14 protein-coding genes are annotated in these 15,154 nt (G+C 64.2%); 9 read left to right on the top strand and 5 right to left on the bottom strand.

Annotation, left to right across the window (positions count from 1 at the left end):
- The first annotated feature begins 5 nt into the window (after window positions 1–5).
- Both P9236_RS13590 and P9236_RS13585 read left to right on the top strand, forming a co-directional pair.
- Window positions 6–959 carry an LLM class flavin-dependent oxidoreductase gene (locus P9236_RS13590; RefSeq protein ID WP_278075139.1) on the top strand — a complete coding sequence of 318 codons (954 nt, stop codon included), beginning with the start codon at window positions 6–8 and terminating at the stop codon, window positions 957–959.
- Complete coding sequence (locus P9236_RS13585; RefSeq protein ID WP_278075138.1) at window positions 956–2,206, top strand: LLM class flavin-dependent oxidoreductase; 1,251 nt, start codon at window positions 956–958, stop codon at window positions 2,204–2,206. The genes P9236_RS13590 and P9236_RS13585 overlap by 4 nt, the downstream gene beginning before the upstream one ends.
- Before the next feature lie 6 nt (window positions 2,207–2,212).
- Here P9236_RS13585 and P9236_RS13580 read toward each other — a convergent pair whose 3' ends face one another.
- The 5 genes from P9236_RS13580 to uraH all read right to left on the bottom strand — a co-directional run bounded on the left by P9236_RS13580 (window position 2,213) and on the right by uraH (window position 8,596).
- Window positions 2,213–3,043 carry a PhzF family phenazine biosynthesis protein gene (locus P9236_RS13580; protein WP_278075137.1) on the bottom strand — a complete coding sequence of 277 codons (831 nt, stop codon included), beginning with the start codon at window positions 3,041–3,043 and terminating at the stop codon, window positions 2,213–2,215.
- A gap of 228 nt (window positions 3,044–3,271) precedes the next feature.
- Window positions 3,272–4,267, bottom strand: a complete 996-nt coding sequence (xdhC, locus tag P9236_RS13575) for a xanthine dehydrogenase accessory protein XdhC (protein ID WP_278075298.1) — start codon at window positions 4,265–4,267, stop codon at window positions 3,272–3,274.
- Window positions 4,268–4,379: 112 nt separating this feature from the next.
- The gene (gene xdhB, locus P9236_RS13570) at window positions 4,380–6,737 is read right to left on the bottom strand and encodes a xanthine dehydrogenase molybdopterin binding subunit (protein ID WP_278075136.1); all 2,358 of its coding nucleotides are present in this window, start codon (window positions 6,735–6,737) and stop codon (window positions 4,380–4,382) included.
- A complete protein-coding gene (gene xdhA, locus P9236_RS13565; protein WP_278075135.1) occupies window positions 6,737–8,218 on the bottom strand; it encodes a xanthine dehydrogenase small subunit in 1,482 nt (493 codons plus the stop codon). Before xdhA ends, xdhB begins: the two co-directional genes overlap by 1 nt.
- 3 nt (window positions 8,219–8,221) lie before the next feature.
- Complete coding sequence (uraH, locus tag P9236_RS13560; RefSeq protein WP_278075134.1) at window positions 8,222–8,596, bottom strand: hydroxyisourate hydrolase; 375 nt, start codon at window positions 8,594–8,596, stop codon at window positions 8,222–8,224.
- Between the two features lie 195 nt (window positions 8,597–8,791).
- Here uraH and puuE point away from each other — a divergent pair, with 195 nt between their 5' ends.
- The 7 genes from puuE (at window position 8,792) to P9236_RS13525 (ending at window position 15,011) form a co-directional block, all read left to right on the top strand.
- Entirely contained in the window at window positions 8,792–10,216 is a 1,425-nt protein-coding gene (puuE, locus tag P9236_RS13555) for an allantoinase PuuE (protein WP_278075133.1), read from the top strand.
- Between the two features lie 10 nt (window positions 10,217–10,226).
- Complete coding sequence (locus tag P9236_RS13550) at window positions 10,227–11,087, top strand: bifunctional allantoicase/(S)-ureidoglycine aminohydrolase (protein ID WP_278075132.1); 861 nt, start codon at window positions 10,227–10,229, stop codon at window positions 11,085–11,087.
- A complete protein-coding gene (locus P9236_RS13545) occupies window positions 11,084–11,575 on the top strand; it encodes an ureidoglycolate lyase (protein ID WP_278075131.1) in 492 nt (163 codons plus the stop codon). The genes P9236_RS13550 and P9236_RS13545 overlap by 4 nt, the downstream gene beginning before the upstream one ends.
- 18 nt (window positions 11,576–11,593) lie before the next feature.
- A complete protein-coding gene (locus P9236_RS13540; protein WP_278075130.1) occupies window positions 11,594–12,187 on the top strand; it encodes a nucleoside deaminase in 594 nt (197 codons plus the stop codon).
- Between the two features lie 113 nt (window positions 12,188–12,300).
- Entirely contained in the window at window positions 12,301–12,534 is a 234-nt protein-coding gene (locus P9236_RS13535; protein ID WP_278075129.1) for a type II toxin-antitoxin system MqsR family toxin, read from the top strand.
- A 1-nt stretch (window position 12,535) separates the two neighbouring features.
- Window positions 12,536–12,946, top strand: a complete 411-nt coding sequence (locus P9236_RS13530; RefSeq protein ID WP_278075128.1) for a type II toxin-antitoxin system MqsA family antitoxin — start codon at window positions 12,536–12,538, stop codon at window positions 12,944–12,946.
- 43 nt (window positions 12,947–12,989) lie between these two features.
- Entirely contained in the window at window positions 12,990–15,011 is a 2,022-nt protein-coding gene (locus P9236_RS13525) for a CocE/NonD family hydrolase (protein ID WP_278075127.1), read from the top strand.
- Window positions 15,012–15,154: the final 143 nt, after the last annotated feature.

Here is a 15,154-nt window from a genome sequence, read left to right as displayed (position 1 = left end):
ACACAATGCATCTCGCCGTTTCGCTCAACATTGCTTCCGCTACCGGGCAGGCCGGCCTGACATTTGCGGAGATCGCCGGCTTCGCGCGGAAGGCGGAGACGGCCGGGATCGATATGGTCGTCATCTCCGATGCAACGGAGGAGAGATCGAGCAGTCCCTTCGAGGCGACCACGCTTCTGGCGGCACTCGCTACCGTGACCGAAAGGATCGGGCTGGTCGCCAGTGCCTCGACGCTCGCGCACCAGCCCTACAATCTGGCGCGCCGTTTCGCCTCGCTCGACATCATCAGCCATGGCCGCATCGGCTGGAACGCGATGTTGAGACCGAATTCGCGCGAGGCGACGAATTTCAGCCGCCCGGAAGGCATCGCCGACGAGGATTTCCATCGCCGCGCGCAAGAGGTCATCGGCATCGTGCAAGGCCTGTGGCAGGGCTGGGATGCGGACGCTTTGCTGTTCGACAAGGCCAGCGGTCGGTTCCACCATCCCGACAAAATGCATTTCCTGAACCACAAGGGCGAGTTCTTCTCCGTGCGGGGGCCGCTCAACGTCGCCCGCTCGCCACAGGACACGCCGGTGCTGGTCATGTCGAGCCTGGGTGAGGCCGATCTCGATTTCGGCACCAAAGTCGCCGATGTCGTGCTGATCGAGGCGGAGGGCGCCGAGGCAGCCTATGACGATCTCAAGCGCCGCGCGGTTGCCGCCGGGCGCAAGCCGGAAACCATGAAGGTGCTGGTGACGATTGGCATGAACGAGCTTGCGGCTGGCGAGCTTGAGGACTGGTTCGACAGCAAAAGCTGCGATGGTTTCAGTTTCGCTTTGCCGGCCGATCATTCTGCGCTCGATAACTTCACCGGCCGCATCCTGCCGGAGCTTCGCCGTCGCGGCCTGGCCCGCTCCGCCTACGATGGGGCGACGTTGCGCGACCATCTCCGGCTTGGCGCAGGAGGCGCAAAATGAGCGCGCGCCAGATGAAGCTCGGCCTGTTCCTGTGGGCGACAGGCCACCACATCGCCGCCTGGCGGCATCCGGATTCGCATGTGACGGCGGGCATCGACATCGATCATTTCATCAGGCTGGCGCGGACTGCGGAAGCGGCGAAGTTCGACATGGTCTTCTGCGAGGACGCCGCCGGCTTGCGGGAAGCCAATATCAACATCGCCAGCCAGACCTCGCGCTCGATCGGGTTCGAGCCTATCAGCCTGCTTTCAGCCCTTGCCGTGCAGACCGAGCGCATCGGCCTCGTGTCGACGGCCTCGACCAGCTACAACGAGCCCTATGGGCTGGCACGGGCCTTCGCCTCGCTCGACAATTTGAGCGGCGGCCGCGCGGGCTGGAACCTCGTCACCTCCGCCAACCCCATCGAGGCGGCGAATTTCGGCGCGACAGGTCTCAGGCCGCATGCCGACCGCTACGAACGCGCCGGCGAATTCGCCACCGTCGTCACCGGCCTGTGGCGCCGCAAGGCGGCCGGCCATGACGGCCAGAGCTTTTCGGTGCGCGACCCGCTCGACATACCGTCCTCGCCGCAGGGTGCACCGGTGATGGTGCAGGCCGGCGCTTCCGACGACGGCAAGGATCTTGCCGCGCGGACCGCCGATGTCGTGTTCTCCGCCGCGCAGACATTCGAGGAGGCGAAGACCTTCTATGACGATCTCAAGGGGCGGTTGGTCGCCTATGGCCGCCAGCCGGGCGACGTGAAGATCATGCCCGGCGTGGCGCCGATCGTCGCGGCAACGAAGGCCGAGGCCCAGGCCAAATACGATGCGCTGCAGGAGCTGATCCCCGACGATGTCGGCGTCGCGCTGCTTTCCAGCTATCTCAGCATCTCCGACCTCTGGCGCTATCCGATCGACGGGCCGTTGCCGGAGCTGCCGGAGAGCCAGGGCATGAAAAGCCGGCAGGCGCTGGTCATCGAGCAGGCACGGCGCGACGGCCTGTCGATCCGTGAGCTCGCGCGCTATTTCGCCGGCGCGCGCGGGCATTGGCGCGTCGTCGGCACGGCGGCGCAGATCGCCGATGCGCTGCAAGAGCGGTTCGAAGGCGGGGCGGCCGACGGCTTCAACGTGATGCCGTCCTGGTTTCCGGGCGAATTGGACGCCTTCGCGACAATGGTCGTGCCGGAACTCCAGCGGCGCGGCCTGTTCCGCAAGGACTATGAGGGCCGCACGCTGCGTGAACATCTCGGCCTCAGGTGGCCGATGTGAGGCGATTCAGTCCATCAGGCGAGCCGTCCCGGATACCCGGATCGAGCTGCGGGGCGTCGGTGGAATGTCGGCGTGGAGCCGCGAGCGCATGCCCATGTCCTCGCCCTGGACGATGTCGATCGCACCGCCATGCGGCCAGCCAAGTTCGCTCAGATAGCCGGCAAAGGCGGCGGTCGCAGCGCCCGTCGCCGGATCCTCATAGACGCCGCCGGAGGCGAACGGGTTGCGCGTGTGGAAGAGCCGCGGCGTCTCGGCATGGGCAAGCAGGATCGTCACCAGCCCTTCGCGCCGCATCAAGGCCTGGCCCTGTTTCAGGTCATAGGCCATGGCGGCCAGCGCCTCGCGCGACTTCAGCGCCAGCATGAGGTGGTCGGCGCCGCCATGGATGAGGGCCGGCGGAATGGCCGGGTCGAGATCGCCCGGCTGATAGCCGAACAGAGCCAGCGATTCGCCGGCCAATTCCGACGAGGCCGGCCGGCTGCGCGTCGGCGGCGATTGCAGCGCAGCGGCAAAGTTGGCGCCGTCGCGAAAACCTTCGACGGTGATGTTGGCATGGTTGAGGGTCAGTTTGAAAATGCCGTCGCCGAACTTCCTGACCAGCGCCGCACCCAGCGCGATGGTGGCGTGACCGCAGAAGGGCACTTCCGATTCCGGCGAGAAATAGCGCACGCGCCAGCCATCGCCATGGGGCCAGGCGAAGACAGTTTCGGAAAAGCCGACTTCCGCAGCGACGCGCTGCATGTCGGCCGCGTCGGGCATGACAGCTCCAATCACCACGCCGGCCGGATTGCCGCCGGTGTTGCCGTCCGAAAATGCCGCTATGCGCAAAACGTCCATGTCGTTCGCCCCGCCTTCACCACTCGTGTTCGTCAGGCGTGCAGAAAACACGGTTCAAAGTCTTTTGGGAAACGAAGAAAGCGACGAGCAGCTGTGAGCTGCAGTCATATCTGCGCTTAGAGCGGTTCAGCGTTTGAGAGAATCGCCAAACCGCTCTAACTCTTTGTTTTTACGCAATTCCGGACGGAAAACCGCTGAAATTGCTCTAGCGGCTGGCCAAGGACCACCTCAACCGGCCATCGCCTTTTCGGACGCGGTCGATGCCTTGGCGGAGTGCGACGCCAGCGCCGTCATGATCTCGGCCGCGGCGAGCGCGGCGATCACCGGCGGGCGCTTGTCTTTCACTGCGCTGCCACCGATCGGCGAGACAAGACGTTCGAACTGCGCTTCGCCGCCCTCGGCCGATTTCAGGTACCAGTTCTTGAAGGTCGCCTTCTTGGTCTTCGAACCTATCATGCCGACATAGGCGGTGTCGTCGCGCTTCAGTGCCTCGGCGACGATCAGGAAATCGAGCGCATGGTCGTGGGTGAGTATGGCGAAGGCCGACCTCGCCGGCGCCTCGCGCACGACGCTTTCGGGTATCGGCGTCAGCCGCGTCTCGACCGTTTCCGGCATGCCCTCCAGCGCATCCGCCCGCGTCTCGACGACGACGGCATGGACGGGCAGAAGCGCGAGCGACGCGGCCAGCGCCTGGCCGACATGGCCGCCGCCGAACACATAGACATGCGGCAGAAGCGCCTCCTCGGCCTCGGCCTTGCTGATGAGCCGTTGTTCGAGCGCTGCATCGACTGGCCGGATCAGCACCTCGACCCGCCCGCCGCAGCATTGGCCGATCTCAGGACCTAACGGCACATCGAGTGTGGCGCAGACTTCGTCGACGTGGATGCGGGCTTCCCTCCCCCTCGAGGGGAGGGTGGCGGCGGAGCCGCCGGGTGGGGTCGCCCGGGCGGCGCTCGGCGCTCTTGTGGTGCCTCCTGAGAGGACCCCCTCTGGCCGCTTTGCGGCCATCTCCCCCTCAAGGGGGGAGAGAAGCTGCCGCGCCTTGTCGATCGCCATGAACTCGAGCTGGCCGCCGCCGATGGTGCCGAAAATCGCCGATGCCGAGACGAGCATGAAGGCGCCGGCCTCGCGCGGCGTCGAGCCTTTCGTCGCCGCGACCTCGACCAGCGCGACCCGGCCGGGTTGGCGGAGAAAGTCCTTCAGGCTTTGCACCTTCGAGTTCATCGTCTGCATTTCGCGTGCTTGGCGCATGATCCTTTCCGAAATCGATGCCGATTTCGGGTAATGCGCCAGGAAATATAGCGTTTTGTGCCCCGAATTGCACGTTTGGGCCCGTTCAGGCCTGCTTTGCGGCTTCCCGCTTCAGCCTTTCGATGGCCATCAGCACCCGTTCCGGCGTTGCCGGGGCGTCGAGGCGCGGACAGATTTTGTGGTCCGCGACACTCGCCACGGCATCGGAAAGCGCGTGCAGCACCGACATGCCGAGCGGGAACGGCGGCTCTCCGACCGCCTTGGAGCGATGCACGGTAGGCTCGTTCGCCTGGGACCAGTCGGCGAGCGTCACATTGAAGATCTTCGGCCGGTCGGAGGCGAGCGGAATCTTGTAGGTCGACGGCGCATGCGTGCGCAGCCGGCCCTTGTCATCCCACCAGAGTTCCTCGGTGGTGAGCCAGCCCATGCCTTGGATGAAGCCGCCCTCGATCTGGCCGAGATCGATGGCGCGGTTCAGCGAGCGGCCAGTCTCGTGCACTATGTCGGTGCGCTCGACCACATATTCGCCGGTCAGCATGTCGACCGACACCTCAGAGCAAGAGGCGCCATAGGCGAAGTAGTAGAAGGGTCGGCCTTCGCCTTTGTCGCGGTTCCAGTGAATCTTCGGCGTCTTGTAGAAGCCCGCCGCCGAAAGCTGGATACGGGCCATGTAGGCCTGCTTGACGAGATCCGCGAAGGGGATCTCCTGATTTCCGATGCGCACCCGGTTGGGCAGGAACAGCACCTGGTCGCGCGGCACCTGGTATTTCTCGCAAGCGAAATTGATCAGCCGGTCCTTGATCTGGCGGGCGCCGTTCTGCGCCGCCATGCCGTTGAGGTCGGAGCCGGACGATGCCGCGGTCGCCGAGGTGTTCGGCACCTTGCCGGTCGTAGTGGCGGTGATCTTCACCTGGTCGAGATCGATCTGGAACTCCTCGGCCACCACTTGCGCCACCTTAAGGTAGAGGCCCTGCCCCATCTCGGTGCCGCCATGGTTCAGATGCACCGAGCCGTCGGTATAGACATGCACCAGCGCGCCAGCCTGGTTGTAATGGGTGGCGGTGAACGAGATGCCGAACTTGACCGGCGTCAGCGCCAAGCCGCGCTTGACGAAGCGGCTGTTGTTGTTGAAGGCGCTGATCTCGCGCCGGCGCCGCTCGTAGTTCGAGCTCGCCTCCAACTCGGCGACGATGCGTTGGATGATGTTGTCCTCGACCGTCTGGTGGTAGGGCGTGACGTTGCGGCCCTCTTCCTGGTCGCCACCGTAGAAATTTTTCTTGCGGATCTCGAGCGGATCCTTGCCAACGGCGAATGCGACCTCGTCGATGACGCGCTCGGCGCCGACCATGCCTTGCGGTCCGCCGAAACCGCGGAAGGCGGTGTTCGACACGGTGTTGGTGTAGAGAGGCGCCGATTGCGCGTGCACGGTCGGCCAAAAATAGGTGTTGTCGCAGTGGAACAGCGCGCGATCGGTGACTGGACCTGACAGGTCCGAGGAAAAACCGCAGCGCGCCGCGAACAAGAAGTCGACGCCGAGGATATTGCCGTCGTCATCGAAACCGACCTCGTAGTCGATAAGGAAGTCGTGGCGCTTGCCGGTGGCGGTCATGTCGTCGTCGCGGTCGGGCCGAATCTTGACGGCGCGGTGGTGCCGCTTGGCGGCAATCGCCGCGAGCGCGGCGAACTGGTTGCCCTGCGTTTCCTTGCCGCCGAAACCGCCGCCCATGCGGCGGATTTCCACCGTGACGGAATGGCTGGGCACGCCGAGCGCATGGCTCACCATATGTTGGACTTCGCTCGGATGCTGGGTCGAGGAATAGATGGCGACATCCTCGTCCTCGCCGGGAATGGCCATGGCAATATGGCCTTCCAGGTAAAAATGCTCCTGGCCGCCGACCCGCATCTTTCCCTTGAGCCTGCGGGGTGCCGCCTTGATCGCTGCTGCCGCATCGCCGCGCCTTAGTGTCAGCGGCGGGGTGACGAGCTTATCCTTCCTCGGGTCGAGTTCGCCGATGTCGGTGACAAAAGGCAATTGCTCGTATTCGACCTTGGCCAGCCTGGTGGCGCGCCGCGCCTCCTCGCGGGTCTGGGCGATGACGCAGAAGATCGGTTGCCCATAGAACTCAACCTTGCCGTCCGCCAGCACCGGCTCGTCGTGTCGGCCGGTCGGCGAAATGTCGTTCTCACCGGGAATATCCTTTGCCGTCAGCACGTCCACGACGCCCGGCGCAGCGCGCACTGCCGACAGGTCCATCTTGGTGATGGTGGCATGCGTTGCCGTGGACAGGCCGAGGCAGCCATGCAGCGTGCCCGCCGGTTCCGGCATGTCGTCGATATAAACCGCCGTGCCGCTGACATGCTTGTGCGCGGAATCGTGGCGCTGGTCGCTGGCAACGCCGCCGTTGATCTTCTGTGCCTTGAAGTTAGGGACGTGCTTGGTCATCAGGCGGCCTCGTACCGTGAGACCTGGAACGGCGCCCTGGTTCCGGTGGTCTCGACAAAGAAGCGCAGGAGAAGGTTCTTCGCCGCCAGCGCCCGATATTCGGCGGTCGCGCGCATGTCGGTGATCGGCGCGAAGTCGCCGGCATATTCGGCCATCGCGGCCTCCACCGTCGCCTCGCTCCAGGCTTTTCCGATCAACGCCTTTTCGACCGTAACCGCGCGCTTCGGCGTCGGCGCCATGCCGCCATAGGCGATGCGGATATCCGCCACCGTGCCGTCCTTGGCGAGCGTCAGATAGAAAGCGCCGAGGGTTGCGGTGATATCCTCGTCGCGGCGCTTGGTGACCTTGTAGACGGCAAACTTCGTGCCTTTTGCCGGCACGGGTACATGGACCGCCTCGACAAATTCGCCGGCCTGACGATCCTGCTTGCCATAGGCGAGGAAAAAGGTTTCGAGCGGGATCGTGCGGCGCGCTTCACCCTTGCGCAGCGTCAATTGCGCGCCGAGCGCGATCAGCGGCGGCGGCGTGTCGCCGATCGGCGAGCCGTTGGCGATGTTGCCGCCAATGGTGCCCATGTTGCGCACCTGCTCGCCGCCGATGCGGTCGACCAGCGGCCCCAATGCCGGGATGCGCTTCGACAGCGTCTCGAAGGCCTCGGTGTAGGTCACGCCGGCGCCGATGGTGACGACCCCATCGGCCTCCGAGATCGTGCGCAGGCCGTCGAGACCGCCGATGAAGATCGCCGGCGAGATGTCGCGCATATGCTTGGTGACCCACAGGCCGACATCGGTCGAACCGGCAACGATCGTGGCGCCCGGCTCCTTCTCGAGCTCGGCGGCGAAATCGTCGACGCCGGCCGGCACGATCAGCCTGTTCTTGCCCGAACCGACCTCGACCCTGGCGCCGTCGCGCATCGCTTCCAGCCGCGCGAAAATATCCTCGCGCTCCAGCGCCAACGGGTCCTTGACCGCCTTGCCGTAGCTCGAAATGGCGCGGGCGGCGCGCATGATCGCCTCGTAGCCGGTGCAGCGGCAGAGATTGCCCTGCAGCGCCTTTTCGATCGCCGCATCGGACGGGTTGGGCGTCTTCATCCAGAGCGCATAGAGCGACATGACGAAGCCCGGCGTGCAGAAGCCGCATTGCGAGCCGTGGAAATCGACCATCGCCTGCTGAACCGGATGCAGCTTCTCGCCGTCGCCGCGCAGATGCTCGATGCTGACCACGTGGGTGCCGTCGAGCGACCCCATGAAGCGGATGCAGGCATTGACGCTTTCATAGACGAGACCTTCGGCGGAAAGCTTGCCGACCAGCACCGTGCAGGCGCCGCAGTCGCCCTCGGCGCAGCCTTCCTTGGTGCCGCGCAGCGACCGGTTGAGCCGCAGCCAGTCGAGCAGCGTCATGTCGGGCGCAATGTCGGCGAGCGCGACGTCGGCACCGTTGAGGATGAAACGTATCTCGTTGCGGGTCTTGATCTCTGCCATGGCTCAACTCCCGCGATAGGTCGAGTAGCCGTAAGGCGAAATCAAGAGCGGTACATGATAATGTCGTTCTTCCGCCATGCCGAAGCGGATCGGCACGGTCTCGAGGAAAGCAGGCTGCGGCAGGCTGACACCCTGCCCACGCAGATAGTCGCCGGCGGCGAAGACCAGCTCATATTCGCCGGTGCGGAAATCGGCGCCGGCAAGCAGCGGCGCATCGCAGCGGCCGTCATCATTGGTGGTGACGGTCTTCAGATGTGTGCGGCCCTGCCGCTCGATGCGGAAAAGCTCGATCGAGAGGCCCTTTGCCGGCCTGCCGGTCGCGGTGTCGAGCACGTGGGTCGTCAGACGCCCGCCATCGGCTTTCGACGTTTCTGCCACTGGCCGCCTCCCATTTCCAGTACGACCGATTGGCCGGTACAGTCGAACGTTTTCAGGTCAATTGTGCGCCAATTAAAGGCGATGCATAAGTCCCGGTCGAGCGGAGTGCGGCAAAAAGCACTTTCAAAAATTTTCGGGGGAATGCCGAAGCACTCCTTTCGATATCTTCATCTCAACCATCGGGCAGGAGCGACCATGCGTTACGAACGGGACATGCGCGGTTACGGGGCCAATCCACCGGACCCGAAATGGCCCGGCGGCGCCTATGTCGCGGTGCAATTCGTCGTCAACTACGAGGAAGGCGGCGAGAATTGCGTGCTGCACGGCGACAAGGCCTCGGAAGCCTTCCTGTCCGAGATCGTCGGCGCCGCTCCCTGGGTCGGCCAGCGCCACTGGAACATGGAATCGATCTACGAATACGGGGCCCGGGCCGGCTTCTGGCGGCTCTACCGGCTGTTTGCCGAAGCCGAGGTGCCGGTAACCTGCTACGGCGTCGCCACCGCGCTCGCCCGCTCGCCCGACCAGGTCGTGGCGATGCAGGAGGCGGGCTGGGAGATTGCCTCGCATGGGCTGAAGTGGATCGACTACCGCGACCACAACGCGGAGGAGGAGCGGCGCGACCTCGAAGAGACGATCAGGTTGCATTACGAAGTGACCGGCGCGCGCCCGACCGGCTGGTACACCGGCCGCACCTCGGTCAACACGGTACGGCTCGTCGCCGAGGAAGGCGGCTTCGACTATGTCTCCGACACCTATGACGACGAACTGCCTTACTGGTTCGATCGCGACGGGCTGGAGAAGCCACAGCTCGTCATCCCCTACACGCTCGACGCCAACGACATGCGTTTCGCGACGCCTCAAGGGTTCAACTCGGGCGACCAGTTCTTCGCCTATCTGAAGGACAGCTTCGACACGCTCTATGCCGAGGGCAAGGCGGGGCGGCCGCGCATGATGAATATCGGCCTGCATTGCCGGCTGGTCGGCCGTCCGGGCCGCGTGGCGGCGCTAAAGCGCTTTGTCGACTACGTGAAATCGCACGACAAGGTGTGGCTGACACGGCGCATCGATATCGCAAAACACTGGCGCGAGACGCATCCCTACAAGGCGCCGGCTTTGCGCCCCTCGCGGATGGAGTTCGAGGAATTCGTCCACGCCTTCGGCGGCGTCTTCGAGCACTCGCCCTGGATAGCCGAGCGCGCCTACGAGCTGGAGCTTGGGCCCGCGCATGACAGCGCCGGCGGCCTGCACAACGCGCTCTGCCGCGTCTTCCGCGCGGCGACCGAGGCCGAACGGCTCTCCGTGCTCAACGCCCACCCCGACCTCGCCGGCAAGCTGGCGGCGGCCAGGCGGCTGACCCCGGAATCGGCCAAGGAACAGGCCTCCGCCGGGCTCGACGCGCTAACCGACAAGGAGCGCGAGCTGTTCTCGAAGCTCAACGCCGCCTACGTCACAACCTTCGGCTTCCCCTTCATCATCGCGGTCAAGGGCAAGACCAAGGACGAGATCCTGGCGGAGTTCGAGGCGCGCATCGGCAACAGCCGCAGCCATGAGTTCGACACCGCCTGCAAACAAGTCGAGCGCATCGCGCTGCTTCGGCTGAGAGACATGCTCCCGTTATAGGCCTCAAGACATGGATATGATGAAAATGGCCGAGCGAACCTATTACGCGCCGCAAGGCGGCCATCCGGGCCAGCACGAGCTGTTGACCGGCCGCGCGGTCTTCACCGAAGCCTATGCGGTCATTCCCAAGGGTGTGATGCAGGACATCGTCACCAGCCCGCTGCCGTTCTGGGACAAGACGAGGGCATGGATCATCGCAAGGCCGCTCTCTGGCTTCGCCGAGACGTTTTCGCAATACATCGTCGAGGTCCTGCCCGGTGGCGGCAGCGACCGGCCGGAACTCGACGCCGAGGCCGAGGGCGTGCTGTTCGTCGTCGAGGGCGAGCTCACCGTCTCGCTGGCCGGCAAGAGGCATGTGCTTGTCCCCGGCGGTTTCGGCTTCCTGCCGCCGGCGAGCGCCTGGACGGTGCGCAACGAGAGCGGCGATGCCGTCCGCTTCCACTGGATCCGCAAGGCCTATGAGGCGGTCGACGGCCTCGACGCGCCGCAAGCGTTCTTCACCAACGAGCAGCAGATCGAGCCGAGCCCGATGCCCGGCACCGCGGGACGCTGGGCGACGACGCGCTTCGTCGATCCGGCCGACATGCGCCACGACATGCATGTCACTATCGTCACGCTCAAACCCGGCGCGGTCATCCCCTTTGCCGAGACGCATGTCATGGAGCACGGGCTCTACGTGCTCGAAGGCAAGGCCGTCTACCGCCTCAATCAGGACTGGGTCGAGGTCGAGGCCGGTGACTTCATGTGGCTGCGCGCCTTCTGCCCGCAGGCCTGCTATGCCGGCGGTCCCGGCAACTTCCGCTACCTGCTCTACAAGGACGTCAATCGCCACGCCAAGCTCGGCGGCGCCCTCGGGACCCGCACGCGGTGACCCGCATCGTCGCCCAGCCGCTGACGCGCGAAAACTTCGCCCCCTTCGGCGATGTCATCGATATGGGCGGCGACAACCGCTACCCGATCAATGACGGCAAGGCGATGCGCTACCACGACCTCGCCACGGCGGAAGCCGCCGGGCCGAATGCGCGCGTGCTGATCTCGATGGTGCGCAGTACACCCTACGAGATGCCGCTGAGGCTGACCATGGTGGAGCGCCATCCGCTCGGCAGCCAGGCTTTCATCCCGCTGTCGCGGCGCCCGTTCCTGGTCGTCGTCTGCCATGACACCGAGGACGGCCCCGGCGAGCCGCATGCCTTCATGACCGCGCCTGGTCAAGGCATCAACTATCGCCGCAACCTCTGGCACGGCGTGCTGACGCCGATCGGCGAGGAACAGGATTTTCTCATCGTCGACCGCGGCGGCGACGGCTCCAACCTCGAAGAGTGCCATTTCTCGCACCCTTACGAGATCCATCTTCCCTGAACACTGCCGATTTTTCCGATGACAGAGATTTCGCTGATCGACCGCCTGCTCGACGTGATCGAGCAAGACATCGTGCCGAAGACCGCCGAGGGCGTTGCCCACGGCAACAAGCTGTTCGGCGCCGCGATCCTGAGGAAGGACGACCGCACGCTGGTTCTCGCCGAGACAAACAACGAGATCGAGAATCCGCTCTGGCACGGCGAGGTGCATTGCCTGAAGCGCTTCTACGAGATGCCCAAGGCCGAGCGTGTCGACACCAAGGATGCGCTGTTCCTGGCCACGCACGAGCCATGCTCGCTCTGCCTGTCGGCGATCACCTGGACCGGCTTCGACAATTTCTACTACCTCTTCAGCCATGAGGACTCGCGCGACAGCTTCGCCATCCCGCATGACCTCAGGATCCTGAAGGAGGTCTTCACCCTCGACCCCGGCGGCTACAATGCCGAGAACGCCTATTGGAAGAGCTTTTCCATCCGAAAGCTGGTGCGCGCCTTGCCCGAAGCCGAGCGCAAGCGGTTGGAGGCAAGAATCGGCAGGATTTCGGCGCGCTACGATGAGCTATCCGGCGCCTATCAGGCGAACAAGGGCGACAACGACATCCCGTTGAACTGAGCTGGACTTCCCCGTCTTGTGTTGCCACCTTTATGGTGGCATACTTAGGCTATGGAGAAGCGCAGACCCACTTACGATCTTGATGCGATCAAGACGACATTCGGGTCTGTACATTGGCCATCACAACGTCAGCCCTGCGAGATGCGGTTGGTCTCGGTTTTGACCGCGCCGGCATTGTCGAGGTGATCGGCGGCATGACGCGGAAGATGTTCGTGAAATCGATGACGACGGATCACCGGGTCTGGCAGGATGTCTATCATGTGCCGGCGCGCGACCTGCTTCTCTACGTGAAATTCCAGGCCGATGTCGTGACCGAATTCACGGTCATGGCATTCAAGGAGAAATGACATGGCGAGAGAAACCAGTAAAACCATGATCTCTCCGGAAACCGGGGAGACGCTGACGCGCGGCGTGCGTCCCTTCACCGTGACCTACAAGGGCGAGAGTTTGGTTGTCGACCTGCCGGGATACTATCCGGCTTCGAAAGGGGAAGGTGTGCATGTCGGGGACGATATGGCCGCCGTCGATGCTGCTCTTCGCGTTCTCAAGGAACGGATTGATGGGGTGCCTGCGCCTGAAACCATCCGTCGCATGCGCACGAAGCTCAAGCTGTCGCAGCGCGAGGCAGGATCCTTGTTCAAAGTCGGCGAGAATGCCTTCGACAAGTACGAGCGAGGTTTGATCGAGCCAAGTGGCCCGACGATTCAACTCATGACGCTGCTGGAAAAGCACCCCGAATTGCTGGACGAATTGCGCTAACGGCCCAGGTCGCATTTTTTGATGCTCCAGTCGCGAATGGCGATTGAAAGTCGCCACGCTCCGGAGCGTTATGCCCGCCATGAAAACCGTCACCGATTTCCCCCGCAAGGTCGTCGAATTTCCCGATATGGGCATCGTCATGTCCGACGGCTGCCGGCTGTCGGCGCGCATCTGGATGCCTGAGGACGCGGCCGACAATCCGGTGCCGGCGATCCTCGAGCACCTGCCTTACCGCAAGCGTGACGGCACGATCTTCCGCGATCAGCTGACCCATCCCTATTTCGCCGGCCACGGCTATGCCTCGATCCGCGTCGACATGCGCGGAAATGGCGATTCCGAAGGGCTGATGGACGACGAATATTCCGAGCAGGAATTGCAGGACGCCTGCGACGTCATCGCCTGGGCGGCCGCGCAGCCCTGGTGCAACGGCAATGTCGGCATGATGGGCATCTCCTGGGGCGGCTTCAACTGCCTGCAGGTGGCGGCCAAGCAGCCACCGGCGCTGAAGGCGGTGATCAGCCTGTGTTCGACCGTCGACCGCTATGCCGACGACATCCATTACAAGGGCGGCTGCTTGCTGCTCGAAAATTTTGGCTGGGCCTCGACGATGCTCTCCTACTCGTCGCGGCCGCCGGATCCGGAAATTGCCGGCGGCAACCGCTGGCGCGACCTTTGGCTCAGCCGGCTGGAGAACCAGCCCTTCCTTCTGCCGCTCTGGCTCAGCCACCAGCATCGCGACGGCTACTGGAAACGCGGCTCGATCTGCGAGGATTTTTCGGCCGTTCAGGCGGCGGTGCTGTCGATCGGCGGCTGGCATGACGGGTACCGCAACACGATCTCCAACCTCGTCACCAACATCCAGTCGCCGGTCAAAGGCATCGTCGGTCCCTGGATCCACAAATACCCGCATTATGCGGGACCCAATCCGGCCATCGGCTTCCTGCAGGAGGCACTGCGCTGGTGGGATCGCTGGCTGAAGGGTGCGCCGACCGGCGTCGAGGCCGATCCGGATTACCGCGCCTATGTGATGGACAGCGTGCGGCCGGCCCGCTGGCACCCGGAGCGGCCGGGCCGCTGGATTGCGGAACAGGAATGGCCGTCGTCCAACATCAAGGTGCAGGCGATCGAGCTCATTGCCGACGGCGCCAAGCCGGCAATCGTCGCCTCGCCGCAAAACTGCGGACTGGCCGGAGGCGAGTATTTTCCTTTCACCTTCGGCCCGGAGTTGCCGGGCGACCAGCGCCCCGACGACGCGCTTTCGGTGTGCTTCGACCGAGCCGAACTAGGGGAGGCGATCGACATCGTCGGCGCGCCGGAGCTTGACATCACGGTTGCCGCGGACCGCCGCCAGGCCAACATCGCGGTGCGGCTTTGCGACGTACATCCCGACGGCGCCTCGGAACTGATTTCCTACGGCGTGCTCAACCTCACGCATCGCAAGTCGCATGAGTTCCCGGAAGCGCTGGCGCCGGGCGAGACGGTTTCGGCGCGCGTCGTGCTCGACCAGTGCGCCTACCGGGTGCCGGCGGGCCACAAACTGCGCATTGCGGTCTCAAATGCCTACTGGCCGATGATCTGGCCGTCGCCTGAGCCGGTGAGGCTCGAATTGATGGCGGCGACGCTCAAGCTGCCGTTGCGCCCGCTGGCCAAAGGCGACGAGGTTTCCTTCGCCGAACCGGAGGGCGCGACACCTTGGGCGACCGAGACGATCAGGCCAGCCAACTCAGAACGGCATGTCGATCGCAACGAGAAGACCGGCGTCGTCACGCTTTCAATAACCGACGATTTCGGCGAGGTGCGGGACCTTGCCCATGGGCTCGTCCATGGCAGTATCGTCAGGGAGACTTGGGCGATCCATTCCGACGATCCGCTTTCGGCCACCGGCAGAACCCATTGGACGCAGACCTTCTCGCGAAATGAGTGGTCGGTGCGCACGGAAACTTTTGCCGACCTGCGCTGCGACGCGCAGAATTTCATCCTGAGCGCCAGAATCGAGGCCTATGAGGGCGACAAACTGGTGTTCGAGCGCGATTTCAAACAGGCGATTCCCCGCGCTCTCGTCTGAGCGCTGGCAAGATTGGTCCAATTGCGACGCGCCATTTACGCCACGGCATGTCGCATTCGGTCTTGCCTGCTGCTTTCCCTTGCGGTCATTATCTCCTCCAACAAGTAGAAACGACCATAAGGTCGGACCATCAGAGTGAGGAA

The organism is Mesorhizobium sp. WSM4884 (genome assembly GCF_029625675.1).
Classification (GTDB): Bacteria; Pseudomonadota; Alphaproteobacteria; order Rhizobiales; family Rhizobiaceae; genus Mesorhizobium.
The sequence above is the reverse complement of the archived record's forward strand: the minus strand, read 5'-3'. Positions and strand labels throughout refer to the sequence as shown.